Here is a 17,019-nt window from a genome sequence, read left to right as displayed (position 1 = left end):
CCGCACGGTCGACCGCACCACACCGGGCGGCGGCACCGCGCACAGCCCGATGGCGCAGGGCTGTGCGCGGTGTTCCCATCAGTTTGCCGGGGCTGACGGACAGCACGGCGGCCGGGCTCACCCACGCTTCGTCGGGAACGGGAAGAGCCCGTGCGGGCGCCTCCGAACCGCCGGCAAGCCGCCCGTACGTCAGTCGGTGAAGGTGACTCCGGTATCGCGCCTGCGGCGGTCGATGGAGAGCTGGAACACATCCGGCCGGGCGTAGTGGCCCGCGACGTCGAGGTCGAGCGACTCCCGGTACCGCTGATCGAGCTCCACCGTCGCCGTGATGATGCGCGCCTCGTCGAAGACCGGCTCTACCAGCCAGGACCCGTCCGGCGCGGCCACGCTGGAGCCACCGGTGAAGATCAGTCCGCTGTCCACCGCGTCCGGGCCGATCCCCGCGCGATAGGCGTCGAACAGATCGGCGGGCAGATCGTCCGTGGACAGGATCTGTCCTGCGGAGACGACGAAGCAGCGTCCTTCCAGTGCGTACGAGCGGGCTGCGATCGTATGACTGTCGGGCATGTCAGGCCATGCGGCGACGTGGAGTTCCTCGTTCTGCGCATGCAGGGCCTGGCGTGTCAGCGGACTGAAGTGCTCCCAACAGATGAGTCCGCCGACGCGGCCGGCCGGGGTTTCGACGACCTGGAGGCCCGCCCCGTCGCCCGGTGCCCAGACGATGCGTTCGGTGTGGGTCGGTGTCAGCTTGCGATGCAGGTTGAGCGTCCGGCCGTCGGGGCCGATGGTGATGAGGGAGTTGTAGAGCGAGCCGCTGGTCCGTGCCGGCCGCTCGTTCAGTCCCAGCACCACGGTCACACCGGCATCCCGCGCCGCCGCGCGAACGGGGGCGAGGTCGTCGTCCACTCCCCCGGTGTGATCGAGTACCGGGCTCTGCTCCAGTAGCCGTGCGTGCCACTGCTGGGCCGTGGTGTCCCGCCAACCCGCCAGCCCGAACACCCAGGCGGGATAGCACGTCAGCCAGGTCTCGGGGAACACCACCAGGGTCGCACCCGCCTCGGCGGCGGCCGTCACATGGACGGCGGCACGGCGCAGTGACTCGTCCAGGTCGAGGAGTGCCGGTGGCTGCTGGACGATGGCTACGGTGGTGGTCATGACGGTTCCGTTCCGATCTGCTCGTACAGTTCCGGACGCCTGTCGCCGTGTACGTCGTTGCGTTCGCTGATGGCCTTGTTCCGCGCCTCGGACATCACCACCGACGCCGTGACGATCGCTTCCTCACCCAGGTGCAGTGGGGTGAGGGGATAGCCGTCCGGGTCCACGATCACCGTGCCGCCCAGCCAGTGCTGTCCGCGCTCCGGGCCAGCGCGGTCCGCGACCGCGACGAACATCCGGTTGACCGCGGCATCCGCCTGGATCCGGACGATCTCGCCCGGTCGTTCGCCTTCCGGGCGCGGGTACAACGGCCAGTTGACCGGTCCGCACAGCAGTTCGGCGCCGGCGAGCGCCACCTTGCGGACCCACTCAGGAAACTCCAGGTCGTAGCAGACCATCAGCCCGATGCGGCCGAAGGGGGTGTCCACGACCGGGGGTGGCTGGTCGCCGGGAGTGAAACCCCAGGTCTTCTCGGCGTTCCACAGATGCGCCTTGCGGTAGGCGGCGCGGAGCCCCGTCTCATCGATGAGGACGCCGCTGTTGTAGGCACGGCCGTCCGCACCCAGCTCGGCGAAGCCGCTGACGATCACCAGCCGCAGTTCCCTCGCCAGTGCCTCCCACTCCCTGATGGTCGGGCCGTCGATCGGCTCGGCCAGGGAGAGCAGTTCATCGGCTCCCTCGAAGACGTAGCCGGAGTTGGCGAGCTCGGGAAGGACGACGATGTCGGCGCCCTTCCCGGCAGCGGCCCGAACGGCCGACTCGATGCGCGCCCGGTTGTCCCTAGTCCGACCGACCTGTGGGGCCAGCTGACAACACGCGACAGTGACGGTGGTGGGTGCGGATGCCGCGGTCATCGGTGCGTTCCCTCCAGCTCTGCCTCGCTGGCCGTACGTGCGACGGCTTCCGCATCATGGTCGATGGTGCGTGCCAGGAGGACGTAGAGCCCACCGGCCACGACCAGTCCGACAGCGAAGGAGAAGTCGGCTCCGCCCAGGGCGTCAGCGACCGGACCCACATAGAAACTGGTCGAGAAGAACGGAATCATCGCCACAAATCCCACGATATACGCGACGACTCCCTGCCACGCCCAGTAGCCGTAGATGCCGTTCGGCTTGAGGATCTCCGCGATGGCGTATCCGCCCCGGCGCACGAAGTAGAAGTCGACGAGGTTGACCGCGGTCCAGGGGACGAGGAAGTACAGCATCAGCAGGACGAAGTTGTTGAAGCTGCCGATGTAGTCGTCGGGGATCAGCAGGGCGACGATCAGGGTGCCGATTCCGACGACGGTGAGTCCGATGACCCGCAGGCGCACAGTCGGGCGGACCTTCTTGAACCCGTCGACCGCACTGGTTCCCGTAAGCATGGCGCCGTAGGCGTTGACTCCCATGATGGAGATCAGCGCCAGTACGGAGACCATCACTGCGATCAGTCCGAAGCCGGGGAAGAGCAGGTCTCCCACCTCGCGCAGGGCGAGGATCGGGTCGGGATTGGGAATGTAGCTGGCGAGGATCGAACCGAGGGACATCAGCCAGACCGCGGAGAAGGCGGCTCCCGCGTAGACCGCGGTGATCAGCTTGCCCGCGGGCACCTTCGCCGGCAGGTAGCGGGTGTAGTCGGAGACGTACACCGAATAGCTGATGTTGTATCCCGCTGCGAGTGAGATCTGCACCAGGAACGCTGTGGTGTTCCATCCCGCGTCCGCAGCCGGGGCGCCCGCGGCGAGCGGAGTGGAGGAGAAGTGCACGATGGCGACCACGGTGAGGATCGCGAAGACGACGATCAGCGCATAGGTCAGCCAGCGCTGGACGAAGTGGAGCAGATCATGGCCGACCACCGCGATGACGATGGAGACGGCGATGAGCAACGGGTACCAGAACAGCTTGTTGTCGGGTAGCAGCAGTCCGATGCCCTGTGCCGCAAGGATGGTGTCGAAGACCAGGAAGCCGACGTAGACGAACACGGTCGCGGCGAACGGGACGGAGGCACCGCGGCTACCGAACTGGGCGCGTGACTGGATCATCTGCGGCAGGCCCATCCGTGGACCCTGATTGGCGTGGAAAGCCATGAAGAAGGTGCCGAAGCCGACACCGAGGACGATGGCGAGCACGCTGAATCCGACGCTGAGCCCCATCGCGGGGCCGACGAATCCGGTGACCATGGTCGGCAGGACGAAGTTGCCGGTGAACCAGAAGGGGCCCTGGTGCCACACCTTCCCATGGCGCTCTGAACTGGGTACGTAGTCGATCGAGTGCTGCTCGATCACACTGTCGCGCTGGGGCGCGATCTCTGGCGAAGACATCGTTGTCCTCCCGGTGGACAGGCCGGTTAGCCGGCGTGGACGGTGCTGGCTGGGGTCATGGCCGAGAGGATCTCGTAAGCGACGTGCGAGGCGGCGACGGCCGTGAGTTGCGCGTGGTCATAGGCGGGCGCGACCTCGACCACATCGGCACCGACGAGGTTGACCGCCCGCAGCGCGCGGATCATGGCGAGCAGCTCGCGGCTCGTCATGCCACCGGCCTCGGGAGTCCCCGTGCCGGGCGCATGGGCGGGATCGAGTACGTCGATGTCGATCGAAAGGTACACCGGACGGTCGCCGAGACGAGTGAGCATGCGCTCGATGGCTCGGGGAAGACCTTCGGTCTCGATGTCGACGCTGGAGATGACGGCGAAGCCGAGTCGCTCGTCGTCCCGCAGGTCGTCGCGGGAGTAGAGCGGTCCGCGGATGCCGACGTGGGTGCTGGCCGAGAGGTCGATGAGCCCTTCCTCGGACGCACGGCGAAACGGCGTGCCGTGGGTGACGGGAGCACCGAAGTAGGTGTCCCAGGTGTCGAGGTGCGCATCGAAGTGGAGGACGGCGACGGGTCCATGGCGACGGGCGGCGACACGCAGCAGCGGCAGGGCGATCGTGTGGTCGCCACCGAGGGTCAGCAGTCGCTTCCCGTCGGCCGAGAGCTGCTCGGCGGCGGTCTCGATCTGCTGCACGGCCTCGGTCAGATGGAACGGGTTGGCCGAGATGTCTCCGGCATCCGCGATCTGCTGCTGGGCGAAGGGCTCGACGTCCTGTTCCGGGTTGTACGGACGCAGGAGTCGGGATGCCTCACGGATGTGCGCGGGGCCGAACCGGGCTCCGGGACGGTAGCTCACCCCACTGTCGAAAGGGACTCCGACGACGGCGATGTCGGCCCGTGGGACGTCCTCCAGACGCGGTAGCCGGGCGAACGTGGCAATCCCCGCATAGCGGGGGTTGACGCTTGCGTCGGGTGGGCCGATGGGGGGTTCGGGAGCATTCATCGGAGCCTCGGATCTCTACGTGCGGGGAGTCACTGATAGGCAACAAAGAATGCCTATTAGACAACTCGCGTTCCGGTAGTGTTGCTCTGGGTTATCACCCTGTCAAGGGTGGCCGAGGATCGACCGACCGACGCGAGGACTTCATGAAAGCGCTGCATCCGAAGCCGTCCGCGCTCCCGGTCCGTGTCGGTGCGCGGCTGCGCGCCTGTCGCCAGGCACAGGGCCTCACCATTGAGCAGGTGGCAGCAGCAACCAGTCTGACCAGGGGTTTCGTCAGCCGGGTCGAACGGGACGAGACCTCACCGAGCGTGGCGACCCTGGTCACTCTCTGCCAGGTTCTCTCCTTGCCAGTGGGTTCGCTCTTCGAGGACGCGGAGATCGAAGTGGTCCATCTGGCGGACGCGCCCCACATCAACATGGGTGGTCGCGGCGTCACCGACCGCATGATCACACCTCGCGCACAGTCACGGGTGCAGGTACTGCGCTCCCTGCTGGAACCGGGGGCGGACGGCGGCGAGGACCTCTACACGATCAACTGTGAGGTCGAGGTGCTCCATGTCATCAGTGGGGAACTCACGGTGTTCTTCACCGATCGCACATTGCCCCTGGCCCCCGGGGACACGCTCACCTTCTCCGGGCGCGAACCGCACAACTGGCGCAACACGGGGACCTCGGTGGCGGAAGTGCTCTGGACCTTCGTCCCGGCTGCCTGGAGCGGCTCGCGCTAGTCGGGTGCCGTGGGATCGCTCCTCGGAGCGGAGGCGTCCGGGGCAGATGGCCCCGAGCCGGGCCACCGCGGCAAGAGCGCGGCAGCCCGGGCGGCGGAGCGTTGCTGTCGTCAGCCGGTGTGACGCCACCAGAAGGAGCCGGGGTTCTGGTGGTCCGTCACCCCCAGCTTGCGCCAGAGCGGCTCCGCGATGCGGCTCAGCTCAGGATCGGTGTGGATGAAGGCGTTGGGCAGTTCGACCGCGAACCGCCCGGGGGCCGCGGTGAGGAGCGCCGCGAGCAGATACTGCTCAGAGTAGTAGCGCCAGCGCCACGACGGCGGATAGTCGCCGGGCAGCATGATGTCGTGGATCTGGACGATGACCCCGGGCGCCAGCCGCGGCAGGACATCGAAGAAGAACCGCATGACGTCCGATCCCATGTGCAGCCGGTGCGAGCCGTCCAGGAAGAGGACGTCACCCGCTTGCAGTTCGGCGAAGACCGACAGATCGACTTCCTGGAGTGGAACGCGCAGCACACGGTCGCACAGGTGGTCGATGGTGGCACGGGGTTGGGGATCGATGGAGGTGACGTGGGTCGTCAACCCCAGGTCCTCGATCGCACGGCGGGCGAACTTGGTGGAGTTGCCGGACCCGATCTCCAGATAGCGGGCCGGTCGCTCGTCGGCCAGGATTCCATAGAGCGCCAGGGCGTCGAGGGGCGGTAACCAGGTGTTGCCCCAGTAGGGGACGGCACCCTTCTCCACTCCGTGCAGGGGGATGCGTGCCAACTGCTCGGAGTGCTTGAGGAAGCCGGTGAGGCGTTCGCCGTAGCGTTGGCGTCCCGTCTCCAACAGGGTTCGTACCTCGCTGAGCTCATGGCGGGGCTCGGGGGTGATGACATGGTCCAGGAAGACCGGTTGTGCCAGCCCGAACGCCCACATGACCAGGCCGAAGGCTAGGGGCTTGCTCTCCAGTCGGTCGAGCGAGCGCCGGAGGATCGGCATCCGCTCCAGCAGGCTGGGCGATGGTTCGGCGACACCGACGGACGACTTCCTGTGCACAGGCGGAGTTCCTTCCACGGGAAACGGCTGGTGCTGTTCTCGGCGGTCCCAGTCCTCCGCCCGGCAACCCGTACCAAGCAGGTGAGCGTCCCGTCGTGGGTGCGAGGCTCACATCGTCGGACCGGGAGGGCATCGGACGCGAAGATCCCTTCCCCACCTGATCTGCTGGCACGCATGCACAAGTCCCGCCTGGCCGGGTGACAGGGGCAGTGGCCGAGAACGGTGGTACGAGGCACTCGATGCGACCGGCCCACTGTCTTCTGGTCGCCGGTGCGGTTCCGACCCACCTGCTGCTCATCGGGCAGGTCGACTGGCCCTGAGCGGATAACAGGCGGCGGGCAGCGGCGCTCGCAGAACACCCTTGGAGGGTGTGACGTGGTCGGTATCAGCCAGACCCAAGAGCGGTTCCCACCAGCTCGCGGCTCCTCATGGCTGAGGGGCGACACCGTGTCAGGTGTCGCCCCTCAGCCATGGTGCGAACGTCATGCGTGCCCCAGGAGGCTACGGCCGGCGCAGTACCCCGCCGTACTCGTAGACCCGCTGGTTGGACGCGGTCGCGCCCAAGTAGGGAGCGAGCGCCGGGTGTACGGAGGCGAGCGCCGGCTGTTCGGGGTCGGGGCGCCAGTCGGCAAGGTTCACCAAGCCGGGGTCGACCGGATCCAACCCGTCGAGCAGCGCGTCCAACTCGCCGGGGGTACGGGTCTGCCAGGGGATGCCGAGACCCGAGATATGGGCGGACATGGCGGCACCGGCCACCGGATCGTCACAGACGACCTGGGACAGGCCGAGGTAGCTACCAGGGGCTGCACTGTCAATGACCGTTCGCAGCACGCTGCGCGGGTCGTCCACATCGGCCAGGTGGTGGACCACGGACAGGAACAGCACGGCGACCGGCTCATCGAGGTCGATCAGACGGTCTACCTCGGGATGGCTGAGAATGGTCTGCTGGTTGCGCATGTCGCCAGTGATGACCGTGGTGCTCGCGTCGTCGGCGAGGAGGGCTTGTCCGTGGGCCAGCACGATGGGATCGATGTCCACGTAGACGACCCTGGCATCCGGTTGAAATCGCTGGGCGACCTGATGCACGTTATTGTCGGTCGGCAGACCGCAGCCCATGTCGATGAATTGCCGAATTCCCTGCTCTTCGGCCATATAGCGAACCGCCCGGTAGAGGAACTCACGGTTCTGTCGAGCGATGTCCACACACTCGGGGAAGTCCGCGAGCGTGGAGAGGAGGAATTTTCGATCGACTTCGTAATTGTCCTTGCCGCCCAGCATCCAACCGTAGGCCCGGGCAGAGGTGGGTACATCAAAAGGGATGGAGTTCTTCTCGACCCCACGGTCATTGGCCACGGCTGTGTGCTCCGCCTTTCTTCCTCGCGAGACCAGGGGCTGCCCCCTGGGACGATGAGACTACCCTTGAAACCCGCACGAACGGAACGTCTGGAGCGCCCCAACACTCCGTTGGGTGACGGAACTTGACCTTGCGTCATGTGAGGTGTCAGGGGGTGATGATGCTCTCGCGACCGAGTTTCTCTCCGGCGATCGCATGGGCTGGTAGGGTCCTTCGTCTCGGTGATCGCGACGCCAGTGCACTCTGGTTGCACCTCACCCTTCGGGCCTATCGCGTCCTGTGACTGCCCTTTCACGGCAGGAGTACGCGTGCGTTACCGGAGGCCCCATGAGCACACACCTCCTGCCGACGCACGACAGATGTGCGGCAGTTACATGTCCCGGGGAGCGCGGATGCACCGTCCAGGTTGCCGGCGAGCATCTGAGCATTCTCTCTTTGGCTTCTCCGGTATGGACCATTGAGGAATTGATCTGCATTTCCTGGGGTGTCTCCCCTCAAAGGTCGGCGCCCCCAACCACCGCAGGCCCGGCTCCGTACCCGAAGTGGTCGAGGGCTGCTGACAGGGCACGGGCGCGTCTCCATCCGGGACTCCCGTGCTGCCTCCAGATCCGGCCATGCTCGAACCGATGCCCTGCTGATCATGAACAGGAGCTCCGCAGACCTCCAGGACCGGAGCGCCTTGCCCCTCGCCCTACCCCTCGGGGATCTGACGGTCGAACGGTCCCGCGAGTCATGAATGCCGCTTCGAAGCCTTCTCGGTGCACTCGCCGACCTCCAGACCCTGTCGGCGAGTTCGAGGGGCCTTGACGCCGATCGGCAGTCCACTTGAGCACCGCTGTAACGGAGTTGTGTGCCTTTGCCGCTGGCTTATGCAGGAAGTCTGGTGAACCATGGGTCTGCCTCCGTATGTGCTGTGCGGGGGCTGACACAAGGAGAGTTCGATGAACGCGGAGCAGCAGGCTCAGCCCCCGGCAGATCGGATCGACACGAGTACGCCGCATTCGGCGCGGGTGTGGAACTACTGGCTGGGTGGGAAGGACAACTACCCTGTCGATCAGGCCCTGGGCGCACGGATGGAGGAGATGTTCCCGCAGATCATCGACATCGCCCGTGCTTCTCGTGCCTTCCAGGCGCGTGCCGTGCGGTACCTGGCTGAGGAACGCGGCATACGGCAGTTCCTCGACCTCGGCACCGGGCTGCCCACCGCCAACTCCACCCATGAAGTGGCCCAGGCATCCGCCCCGGAGTCACGCATCGTCTATGTGGACAACGATCCCATCGTGCTGGCCCATGCCCGTGCGCTGCTGGTCAGCAAGCCCGAGGGCGCGACCAACTACATCCACGCCGATCTCACGGACGCCCCGGCCGTCCTGCGCGAGGCGGAGAACACCCTCGATTTCAAGCAGCCCGTGGCCCTGATGTTGTTGTCGACGCTTGGCCATGTCACGGACGACGAGGCGGCGGCCTCCCTGTTGAACAGCTATCTCGGAGCCTTCCCCTCCGGCAGTTGCCTCATCCAGTGCGACACGATCGAGACGCCGGAGACCAGCGCCGGTTCGGACGAGTACGAGAGCGGTGGGGCGCTGCCCTACAAGTCTCGTGCGGCCGAGGTGATGCGTACCTTCAGTGCTGGACTCGACCTGGTGGAGCCTGGTTTCGGCTCGATCAGTCTGTGGCGGCCCGAGCAGCCTCCGACCGGAGAGCCGGTGGAGCAGTGGGGCTTCGTGGCCGTCAAGCCGTAGCCGACTCTTGATCAGCTAGGCCGACGGGTTCCACGACGCCGAGTACGGCTGAGACCTCCGACGTACGGGTATCGCGCCCACGTCGGAGGTCTCTCTTTGCCTCGTGGCCTGCCCGAGCGGGCCGTGTGCGGGCCCGCTCGGGCACCGTGTGCCACGAGGGGAACACCGGGGAACGAGCTGCTGCACCGTTGACGGCTGGTTCGAAGCGTGAGGTGGTGCGAGGCGTTCAGACGCCGAACGGTGCGGCATATCTGATCACACCGGACGGAACTGGTAGGTCCGAATCCAGGACGAGCGCCATCATCGCCTCGTCGGGCACCTCGAACGGAGCGCGGATGCCCCATCGGGAAGCCGGCAGAAATCCGAACCGCGGGTAGTAGTCGGAGTGCCCGAGGACGAGCACGAGGCTCTCCCCCATCCGTGCCGCGGCGTCGAGGGCGGCCCGGATGGCCGCGGAGGCCGCCCCTCGGCGCTGGTGGACGGGCAGAGTCGCGCACGGTGCAAGGGCGAGCGCAGGCCGGCCCTCCACATGGCACCGCGTGAGCAGGGCGTGTGCCGCAAGGGTTCCGTCCAGGGCGACAGCAACCCAGGACAGTCCGTCGATCCATGCGTCGGGATCGGCGCGGAGCGCATCCACCAGATCCGCTTCGGCTTCGGTGTCGAAGGCGGCGGCATTGATCTGGTGAATCGCCGCCCTGTCCGCAGGGGCTTCGGCACGGGTGGTCCACTGGGTCATCGTGCATCTCTTTCCGGCAGTAGGAGGGTGCGGGAGCGGTACGCCATCGGCAGGGCGGTCGCGTCCGGGCGGACGCATCGAATGATCCCTCCCCCGTCTGGCCTGCCGAGACATGCCATTCCGTATCGGGAGGAAGAAGCTGCGCCCACTGGGCGCCCGGGGGCGGTGAATGACTCCCGGGTGGTGCTCGACCAAGATCGGCACAGTAGTGGTGCCGTCCTCGTTCAAACTTCCCGGGTGCGACCCACCGCTGTGGTGGGGTCCGCACCCGGGAGACCCTTGGTCCTTCAGAGGGTGAGCAGCGCGCGGATGGGCATGCTGCCGTCCGCGAGCGGCCGTACGGCGATCCGTACCAGGGCCAGGGCGTTGTCGTCCCCGGCGATCCGGTTGGCACTGAGTTCACCGCACGACAGACATTGATGGATGATCATCCATTCGCCATCTGCACGTGCGGCCATGCTCAGCACCGTCATCCGGCCGCGGCACGTGGCGTCCCGGTCGCCCGGTACCCGCCGGTCGACGTGAAGGCTCGTCAGACAGTGCGGGCAGTGGTTGCGATGGGCCGTGCCGGGCGCACTCACGGAGACGTCGAGCCGGCAGCCGACGCATCTGAACGCCTCCCCCTGGCTGCCGTTGCGTCCGTGGAGCACGTCCTTGTGTCGTTGGGTGCGCGCAGGGCGCTGGCGGTTCTGGGGTGCTTTGCGTCGTGGCATGGTCGTCCTCCGTCCTTCCGGTCCCCTCACAGTTCCGCGAACAGTTCGAGTGGGAAGGGCGGCTGGGCCAGTGGTCTGACGGCCATGCGCATGAGGATCAGCTGGTTGTCGTCGGTGCAGATGGCGCTGGAGGTGAGCTCGTCGCAGCGGGTGCAGCGGTGGATCACCATCCAGTCGCCGTTTCTGAGGACGGCGATGGAAATGGGTGCCATCCGTGATCGGCAGTCGGAAGCACCGCCCTCGACGTGGTCGTGGACGTGTCGGGAGTGCAGGCAGCTGGGGCAGTGGTTGCGCCCGGTGCCGTCGGGCCCGAGTTCGCTGACGGTCAGTCCGCAACGTACACAAGCGAACGTCTTCGTCCGCTGGATGGGACTCGGCGTGAAAACGGGTCCGCCGGAGGCATGGGAATGCGAGTTGTGTGAAGACACCCTCGGTGCTCCTTGCTGAAGGTATGAAGCGATGACAGCAGGAGGAGGCCGAGCGGCCCTGGGCGAATCGTGGCCGTGAGGCGCGGTGGGAGCCGCGGTTCTCGGGGCGCGGCAAAACGGCGCACCAGCGGAATCGCGGTGTCGGAGACCGTGATGGACTCACCGACGGCCCGTTGCAACAGAGGCGGGGTCGGGTCGGCGATCAGGCTGTGGTCAGCGACCGGACCGGTTCACGGTTCGGCGGGGCCTTCTCGGCACGGACCGGGGCATACATCAACTACTTTCTCGGGCCGAGCGGTCCGATGGCATCGAGGAACGGCTGCCTGATGAGGCGGTGAGCACGCTAGCAAGCACGTATCGGTGCATGCCAATGGTTTTCCCACACTCATGTCCGACCAGGTCCCACGGCCGCGCATCGATCGGCCGGGGAGAAATGTCGATGATCCGCGATGGTCGGCAGGCGCCGGGGGCATCCGTACACGGGGCCCGTTCAAAGGCCCCCTGTCGACAGTTCAACGGACGGCCCATGCTCTGATGGAAGCGGCCACCGCGGCGCCACAGAGGAGATGCACCACTTGCACACCACCTTGACCGTGCTCTACACCGATCGACTCGAAGCGTGTCACGCCTTCTACACCGGTCTCGGGTTCGACTTCGTCAAGGAGCAGCACGGCGACGGGCCCGAGCACTACGCCGCGCAGACGCAGGACGGATGCGTGTGGGAGCTCTATCCGAGCGGTAGGCGCCCGGCCACGGGACGTCTACGACTCGGCTTCACGGTGCGGGCGGCCCGGGGCGCGTCGGCATACGCCCCGGGCCAACACCGCCTGACGGATCCCGATGGGCGCACCGTGATCCTCAGTGTGCTGGCTGCGGCCCCGTCCTCCTGAGCCGCGGCCGGGCTGCCCGCCCTACTGCTTGCGGGCGATGCCCACGTAGAGCGGGACCTGTACGTCGTCGCTCTCCGGGGTGTCGACCGGTCGGTGCCAGTCCCCCGCCAGCGCCAGACCTGGATCGAGGAGTACGAGTTCCTCGAAGAAGGCGGCGATCTCGTCCCTGGTGCGCAGTTGGACCGTGACGCCGCCGCTTCGATAGACCTCCATGACCCGTGCCATGGTTTCGGGGTCGACGTCGGCCGTTCCATGGGACAGCACCAGATGACTTCCGGGCGCCAGGGGCGCGAGGAGGTCGTGTACCAGTCTGCGGGGGTCCTGTGCGTCGTCGATGAAGTGCAGCAGTGCCACGAGGGACAGCCCGACGGGTTCGTCGAAGTCGAGCACTTCACGAGCCGCGTCGAGGATCGCCTCTGGATGGCGGACGTCCGCCTGGACGTACTCGGTGCGCCCTTCAGGACGGCTGTTCAGCAGTGCTTCGGCATGGCGTAGGACGATGGGGTCGTTGTCGACGTAGACCACCCGTGCATCCGGTATGACGCCCTGGGCGATCTGATGGAGGTTCGGCTCGGTGGGGATGCCGGTGCCGATGTCCAGGAACTGTCGCAGACCGCTTTGGGCGAGCTGCCCTACGGCTCGCTGCATAAAGCGACGGTTGGCCTGCGCGGCGGCCTTGGCTTGAGGGTAGAAGGTCAGGACCTGTTCGGCTGCCGCAGCGTCGACGACATGGTGGTCCTTCCCGTTGAGGAAGTAGTCGTACATACGGGCCGGATGGGGTTGGTGGGGGTTTAACTGGGGCGATCCGTCGTCCGTCGTTGCGGTCATGTCCCGTCCTTGTCTCTCGTCGGTGCGGGTGCCTCGGATGTGGTGTCAGACGACTCCGTGGGCACTCAAGAGATCAAGAAGTCAGCGCCGCCGTCCTTGGTCCACTGGATGAAGACCCGCATCTCCTCCGTGGTGCAGACCAGGGCCGGGCCGTGTGGGTCGGTGGATTGACGCAGGGCGATCCTTCCTCCGGGGAGCTTCTTGGCCTCCACGCAGGAGGCTCCGTTGGGTCCGCTCCACGGTCGGTTCCAGTTCTCGTCGCCCAGGTCTGCGGCGGCGTGGTCGACATGGTGGATACGCGCGGTCATTGCATCTCCTTGTGGATGTCCGTCCCCGGGACATCTCTGAACTTGCTGGGGGGTGTGCTGCGGTCACGCTCGGCGGGGCGGCGGTCGCGCGAGTGGAAGTGCGGAAGGTGGCGAACGCGGTCGGGGATGCTGATGTGGCCGGCCCGTCTACCAGGCTCGGTGGTGGCCACCACATCGTCTCCCCCTCCTTCGTGCAGACCATCCGTCGACACGGGCCGACGACGAGCATCGCCGGCCTTTTCGAGGCCGGGTCCGCCCTGCGGCAAGGGCGCGCGGTGTCGTGGTCCGCCGTGCCGATTCGTTCGACCGGCCGGTATCCATCGAAACGGCACCGACCCTCCGGCACACCGTCAAACACCCCTGCCCGTAGGCCCGTTGGGAAGCAGTTTGCCATGAGTGAGGTGGGGTGCACAGAGCACTTCACGACAATGCACTGTGCATTGTTCAGCGTGCAATCCCGGCAGCTCGGAAGGCGTGCAGGTCATCACCGTGTTGACTTACGCCACTGCACTACCGACTGTCCCGATCTCGATGGGGCACCTCTGGGCGGCGCCGGGGAACCGACGTGTTCGCCCTGGGTCCCGCCGCTGCCCGAGGGCGTGCGGCCCCTGGCCGGCCGCCGCTCCCGAACAGCGGAAGACGCAAAGGGTTCTGGCCCCATGGCGGACGAGCAGCGCCTCCATCTCATGACGGCTTCGACCTTCGGGGCCATAACACCCCGGCCGCAGGAGCAGGCACGGTACGACCCTTTCGTCGCACCAGTCGGAACTGCACACTCCCGTGCATTAACTGTTGTCTGCACACATACATGCGGCTAGGGTCCTGGCCATCGAGCACTGATCGCGCAGCAGGAGAGCGAGCGCGGAGCCGTAGCCACACCCTCAAGGAGCTATGTCCATGTGCGTTGACCCCAACATCCCGCCCCCTCCCTCCCGGGTCACGCGTCGCGGCGTACTCGCCGGCGCGGCCGTCCTGGCGGGAGGGGCGGCACTCACCGGCACGGCCGCGGGAACCGCCTCGGCGGCGGACGGCGCTCGCACCCATCAGTCCCGCCCGCCCCGCGGGGGCACCTTGATCATCGACGGCGGTACGCTGCTGGACCCGTTGACGGGTCGGGTCACCGAGGATGCCGTGGTGGTCATCGAAGACGGTTCCGTCCGTGCGGCAGGTACCCGGAAGGCAACGCGCAACGACGTGGCGGCCGTACGCAAGGTCGCTCGCGTCATTCGGGCGAACGGCCGCTGGATCCTGCCGGGACTCATCGACGCGCACATCCACTTGAGCAACCAGACCGACGCCCACCGGGCCATCAAGCTCGGAGCGACGAGCATCAGGAGCGGAAGCACCAGCTTCTACCAGGACATCGCGCTGCGAGAGTTGGCGCGCTGGGCACCCGGACGCGTGCCGCGGATACGGGCGGCAGGCATCTTCGTCACACCCAAGCTCGGGGACACGATCCTGGCCGACCCGGACCTCGCACCGCTCAGCCGGCTCAAGGACGGCGTGCGCACGGCCGAGGCGCTGCGCAGGGTGGTGGAAGTGAACCTGTCCCGAGGCGTCGACGTCATCAAGACGCGGGTAAACGAGCGGGCCGGATCACCGACGGAGGATCCGCTGACCCAGGTGTACGACCGCGATCAACTCGCCACGACCGTGGCTGCGGCCCGAAAGGGCGGCGCGACCGTGCTGTGCCACAGCTACAGCGAGAAGGGCATCCACGATGCGGTGATGGCCGGGGTCAGCAGCATCGAACACGGGGTGTACCTCGGCGAGCGCACCATGCGGGAAATGCGGAGGAGGGGTACCTACTTCACTCCCACGCTCGCCGCCATGGCCAGTCTCGCAGCCGATCCGGACCCGATACTCGCCGAGCGCGGTAGACGCTTCCTCCCCATCGCCCAGCGCGCCGCCCTACGAGCTCACGAGCTCGGGGTTCCCATCGCTTCCGGAACCGACTCCTCCACCGGTGCGGTCGATCCGATCGGCCGAGAGGTCGAACTGCTGCGCGAGGCCGGGCTGCCCGCGTTGGACGCGATCCGTACGGCGACCACGGGTGCGGCACGACTGGTGGGACTGTCACGGAGCGCCGGACGGCTGGCGCGCGGCTTCCGCGGTGACGCCGTACTGGTCGATCGCGACCCGCTCGACGACGTGGCAGCGCTCAAGAACCCGAGCACAGTGATCAGCTACGGCTTCCCCGTCGACGCCTGACGGATCCGCGCAGGTCGTCGCCCGGTCGGGCCGCTCACCGGGTACGACCGGGCCGTGGCCCGCCATCGACCGTCGGCCTCACCGCGGCGGCGGGTCACGGTCCAACCCCCGCGTCATCCGGCCCGTCGGACCAGGTGATCCGGTAGAAGGCCAGGCGTTCGTCCTCGGCGACGCATCGCATCCCGACGGCTTCCATCACGCGTCGGGATGCGATGTTGTCCCGATCGGCGTCGCCTTCGACTGCTGCCACACCCCAATCGCGCGCCGCCGCCAAGAGGCCCCGGAGTGCCTCCGAGGCGTAGCCCTTGCCCTGCGCCGAGTGAGCCAGTCCGTAGCCGATCGTCACCGTGCCGGCGGCGTTCGGCGGGCCGTGGAAGCCCACGCCACCGATGGCCCGGCCGTTGTCCGCACGACGGAGCTCGTACGGGCCGTACGGCCTTGTATCACCCGTCCTGGCGCAGTTGTCGAGGAACTTGCGAGCGCCCGTCACATCCCCGTCGGTGGGATATCCGGCCTCCCAATGGTCCTCGCCCTGAGGTGTGCTCTCCACCAACCGCCGGGCCTCGTCGATGCTCAGTGGGTGGAGAAGTAACCGCGTTGTGATCAGATCTGCCATGCTCCCGTGCCTATCACACGGGTTGTTGTGGGCGCTCGTGCATTTCGCGGTGCTTGCCAGCACGCCAGGCAGCCGAGGACGATCTACGGCTGAGTGCCATCGACGGGCGAACAGGGTTTCAGCTCGACGGACAGAGCGCCGTCCCATCGCACCGCGCCCACGGCTGGAGGCGGTACAGCAGGTCAGGTGAGGTCGAACTCCCCCTCCCGCGCGTTCAGCACGAACGCCCGCCACTCCGCCGGGGTGAAGATCAGTGACGGGCTCTCGGGTCGGCCGCCGTTGCGCATGGCGATGAAGCCTTCGACGAAGGCGATCTGAACGTCTCCGGTCCCTTGGGTACCGGAGCGCCAATCCGCTCTGCTGAGGTCGAGCTCAGGCTTCTCCCAACTCGAAAACATCTGCGTGGTGGTGGTGCTCTCGGCCACGTCCGTGCTCCTCCCGCATGGGTTCCGAGCCAGCGTAGCCACCTGCCGCCCTCCCGCACAGGCCGCCGACGCACCCGGCGCGGACCACACGATCGCGTGCCGAAGCCACCGGCCCGGCCACCAGCCCAGACGCCCGGGCATCCGAGGCGAATCGATCGTGATCGGTGCAGGGACAGCGGTTCACGACCGGCACCAACTGGTGGATCTGGCGCTCGACAACGCCACCGACACCTCGGCGGCTCGGCCGACTCCTCGTCTTTCCGCGATGGAAAACAGGGAGGGGGCATCTTCCGACGGGCTTCCGAACCAGAGGGCGACCCATACAACTCTCACCCTAGACTTGAGGTTGAGAGTGCGCCCTGAGCGAGCGATGGATGACCAGCGAACAGCGGCTCGACGATGCCCGTCGACAGGCCCGGCGTCATCCGAATCCCTCCGGGATGAGGTCGGACCACACCCTCGCACCGATAGATTCCGGACTCCCTCAACGGGGGCGCACGCAACCCAGGAGCCCACCAGCCCCAGGGCTGCCCAAGCCCCGCACACAACACAAC

At 67.0% G+C, this 17,019-nt stretch carries 17 protein-coding genes; 4 read left to right on the top strand and 13 right to left on the bottom strand.

Annotated elements, in window-relative coordinates; genetic code table 11:
• Positions 1-189 precede the first annotated feature (189 nt).
• From OID54_RS36815 to speB, 4 genes are read right to left on the bottom strand one after another with little or no spacing between them, the layout of a single operon-like run.
• Positions 190-1,155 (bottom strand): carbon-nitrogen hydrolase family protein, encoded by a 966-nt coding sequence (locus OID54_RS36815; protein WP_329026919.1) that lies wholly within the window; start codon positions 1,153-1,155, stop codon positions 190-192.
• The gene (locus OID54_RS36810; RefSeq protein WP_329026916.1) at positions 1,152-2,009 is read right to left on the bottom strand and encodes a nitrilase family protein; all 858 of its coding nucleotides are present in this window, start codon (positions 2,007-2,009) and stop codon (positions 1,152-1,154) included. The genes OID54_RS36815 and OID54_RS36810 overlap by 4 nt, the downstream gene beginning before the upstream one ends.
• Complete coding sequence (locus OID54_RS36805; RefSeq protein ID WP_329026914.1) at positions 2,006-3,454, bottom strand: purine-cytosine permease family protein; 1,449 nt, start codon at positions 3,452-3,454, stop codon at positions 2,006-2,008. The genes OID54_RS36810 and OID54_RS36805 overlap by 4 nt, the downstream gene beginning before the upstream one ends.
• A 26-nt stretch (positions 3,455-3,480) precedes the next feature.
• Complete coding sequence (gene speB, locus OID54_RS36800) at positions 3,481-4,446, bottom strand: agmatinase (RefSeq protein ID WP_329026912.1); 966 nt, start codon at positions 4,444-4,446, stop codon at positions 3,481-3,483.
• A gap of 143 nt (positions 4,447-4,589) precedes the next feature.
• Between speB and OID54_RS36795 the strand changes: the two genes are divergently transcribed.
• Positions 4,590-5,174, top strand: coding sequence for a helix-turn-helix domain-containing protein (locus OID54_RS36795; RefSeq protein ID WP_329026910.1), 585 nt, complete (start codon positions 4,590-4,592; stop codon positions 5,172-5,174).
• Positions 5,175-5,284: 110 nt separating this feature from the next.
• Here the strand turns inward: OID54_RS36795 and OID54_RS36790 are convergent, their stop codons facing one another.
• On the bottom strand, positions 5,285-6,214 hold the full coding sequence (locus OID54_RS36790; RefSeq protein ID WP_329026908.1) for a class I SAM-dependent methyltransferase: 930 nt from the start codon (positions 6,212-6,214) through the stop codon (positions 5,285-5,287).
• Between the two features lie 501 nt (positions 6,215-6,715).
• A complete protein-coding gene (locus OID54_RS36785) occupies positions 6,716-7,567 on the bottom strand; it encodes an SAM-dependent methyltransferase (protein ID WP_329026906.1) in 852 nt (283 codons plus the stop codon).
• A 942-nt stretch (positions 7,568-8,509) separates the two neighbouring features.
• Here OID54_RS36785 and OID54_RS36780 point away from each other — a divergent pair.
• The gene (locus tag OID54_RS36780; RefSeq protein WP_329026904.1) at positions 8,510-9,310 is read left to right on the top strand and encodes an SAM-dependent methyltransferase; all 801 of its coding nucleotides are present in this window, start codon (positions 8,510-8,512) and stop codon (positions 9,308-9,310) included.
• 226 nt (positions 9,311-9,536) lie between these two features.
• Here the strand turns inward: OID54_RS36780 and OID54_RS36775 are convergent, their stop codons facing one another.
• From OID54_RS36775 to OID54_RS36765, 3 genes are all read right to left on the bottom strand, one after another.
• Positions 9,537-10,046: a GNAT family N-acetyltransferase gene (locus OID54_RS36775; RefSeq protein ID WP_329026902.1), complete on the bottom strand. Its 510-nt coding sequence runs from the start codon at positions 10,044-10,046 to the stop codon at positions 9,537-9,539.
• A gap of 287 nt (positions 10,047-10,333) precedes the next feature.
• The gene (locus OID54_RS36770; protein WP_329026900.1) at positions 10,334-10,759 is read right to left on the bottom strand and encodes an RNHCP domain-containing protein; all 426 of its coding nucleotides are present in this window, start codon (positions 10,757-10,759) and stop codon (positions 10,334-10,336) included.
• A 26-nt stretch (positions 10,760-10,785) separates the two neighbouring features.
• Positions 10,786-11,127 carry an RNHCP domain-containing protein gene (locus OID54_RS36765; protein WP_329028001.1) on the bottom strand — a complete coding sequence of 114 codons (342 nt, stop codon included), beginning with the start codon at positions 11,125-11,127 and terminating at the stop codon, positions 10,786-10,788.
• Positions 11,128-11,762: 635 nt separating this feature from the next.
• Here OID54_RS36765 and OID54_RS36760 point away from each other — a divergent pair.
• On the top strand, positions 11,763-12,077 hold the full coding sequence (locus tag OID54_RS36760; RefSeq protein ID WP_329026898.1) for a VOC family protein: 315 nt from the start codon (positions 11,763-11,765) through the stop codon (positions 12,075-12,077).
• 21 nt (positions 12,078-12,098) lie between these two features.
• Here OID54_RS36760 and OID54_RS36755 read toward each other — a convergent pair whose 3' ends face one another.
• Positions 12,099-12,905: an SAM-dependent methyltransferase gene (locus OID54_RS36755; RefSeq protein WP_329026896.1), complete on the bottom strand. Its 807-nt coding sequence runs from the start codon at positions 12,903-12,905 to the stop codon at positions 12,099-12,101.
• 65 nt (positions 12,906-12,970) lie between these two features.
• Entirely contained in the window at positions 12,971-13,213 is a 243-nt protein-coding gene (locus tag OID54_RS36750; RefSeq protein WP_329026894.1) for a DUF397 domain-containing protein, read from the bottom strand.
• Positions 13,214-14,110: 897 nt separating this feature from the next.
• Between OID54_RS36750 and OID54_RS36745 the strand changes: the two genes are divergently transcribed.
• Positions 14,111-15,424, top strand: coding sequence for an amidohydrolase family protein (locus tag OID54_RS36745; protein WP_329026892.1), 1,314 nt, complete (start codon positions 14,111-14,113; stop codon positions 15,422-15,424).
• A 94-nt stretch (positions 15,425-15,518) separates the two neighbouring features.
• Here the strand turns inward: OID54_RS36745 and OID54_RS36740 are convergent, their stop codons facing one another.
• Both OID54_RS36740 and OID54_RS36735 read right to left on the bottom strand, forming a co-directional pair.
• Positions 15,519-16,040, bottom strand: a complete 522-nt coding sequence (locus tag OID54_RS36740; protein ID WP_329026890.1) for a GNAT family N-acetyltransferase — start codon at positions 16,038-16,040, stop codon at positions 15,519-15,521.
• Positions 16,041-16,222: 182 nt separating this feature from the next.
• Entirely contained in the window at positions 16,223-16,465 is a 243-nt protein-coding gene (locus OID54_RS36735) for a DUF397 domain-containing protein (RefSeq protein ID WP_329026888.1), read from the bottom strand.
• Positions 16,466-17,019: the final 554 nt, after the last annotated feature.

This window comes from Streptomyces sp. NBC_00690 (assembly GCF_036226685.1).
Classification (GTDB): domain Bacteria; phylum Actinomycetota; class Actinomycetes; order Streptomycetales; family Streptomycetaceae; genus Streptomyces.
Note: the sequence above shows the minus strand (reverse complement) of the source record. Positions and strands in the feature narration are given on the sequence as shown.

What these genes read in the sequence shown, in the direction of transcription:
- OID54_RS36815 (WP_329026919.1), bottom strand. Translation starts at nt 1,155, where the DNA reads ATGACCACCACCGTAGCCATCGTCCAGCAGCCACCGGCACTCCTCGAC.
- OID54_RS36810 (WP_329026916.1), bottom strand. Translation starts at nt 2,009, where the DNA reads ATGACCGCGGCATCCGCACCCACCACCGTCACTGTCGCGTGTTGTCAG.
- OID54_RS36805 (WP_329026914.1), bottom strand. Translation starts at nt 3,454, where the DNA reads ATGTCTTCGCCAGAGATCGCGCCCCAGCGCGACAGTGTGATCGAGCAG.
- speB (WP_329026912.1), bottom strand. Translation starts at nt 4,446, where the DNA reads ATGAATGCTCCCGAACCCCCCATCGGCCCACCCGACGCAAGCGTCAAC.
- OID54_RS36795 (WP_329026910.1), top strand. Translation starts at nt 4,590, where the DNA reads ATGAAAGCGCTGCATCCGAAGCCGTCCGCGCTCCCGGTCCGTGTCGGT.
- OID54_RS36780 (WP_329026904.1), top strand. Translation starts at nt 8,510, where the DNA reads ATGAACGCGGAGCAGCAGGCTCAGCCCCCGGCAGATCGGATCGACACG.
- OID54_RS36775 (WP_329026902.1), bottom strand. Translation starts at nt 10,046, where the DNA reads ATGACCCAGTGGACCACCCGTGCCGAAGCCCCTGCGGACAGGGCGGCG.
- OID54_RS36770 (WP_329026900.1), bottom strand. Translation starts at nt 10,759, where the DNA reads ATGCCACGACGCAAAGCACCCCAGAACCGCCAGCGCCCTGCGCGCACC.
- OID54_RS36755 (WP_329026896.1), bottom strand. Translation starts at nt 12,905, where the DNA reads ATGACCGCAACGACGGACGACGGATCGCCCCAGTTAAACCCCCACCAA.
- OID54_RS36750 (WP_329026894.1), bottom strand. Translation starts at nt 13,213, where the DNA reads ATGACCGCGCGTATCCACCATGTCGACCACGCCGCCGCAGACCTGGGC.
- OID54_RS36745 (WP_329026892.1), top strand. Translation starts at nt 14,111, where the DNA reads ATGTGCGTTGACCCCAACATCCCGCCCCCTCCCTCCCGGGTCACGCGT.
- OID54_RS36740 (WP_329026890.1), bottom strand. Translation starts at nt 16,040, where the DNA reads ATGGCAGATCTGATCACAACGCGGTTACTTCTCCACCCACTGAGCATC.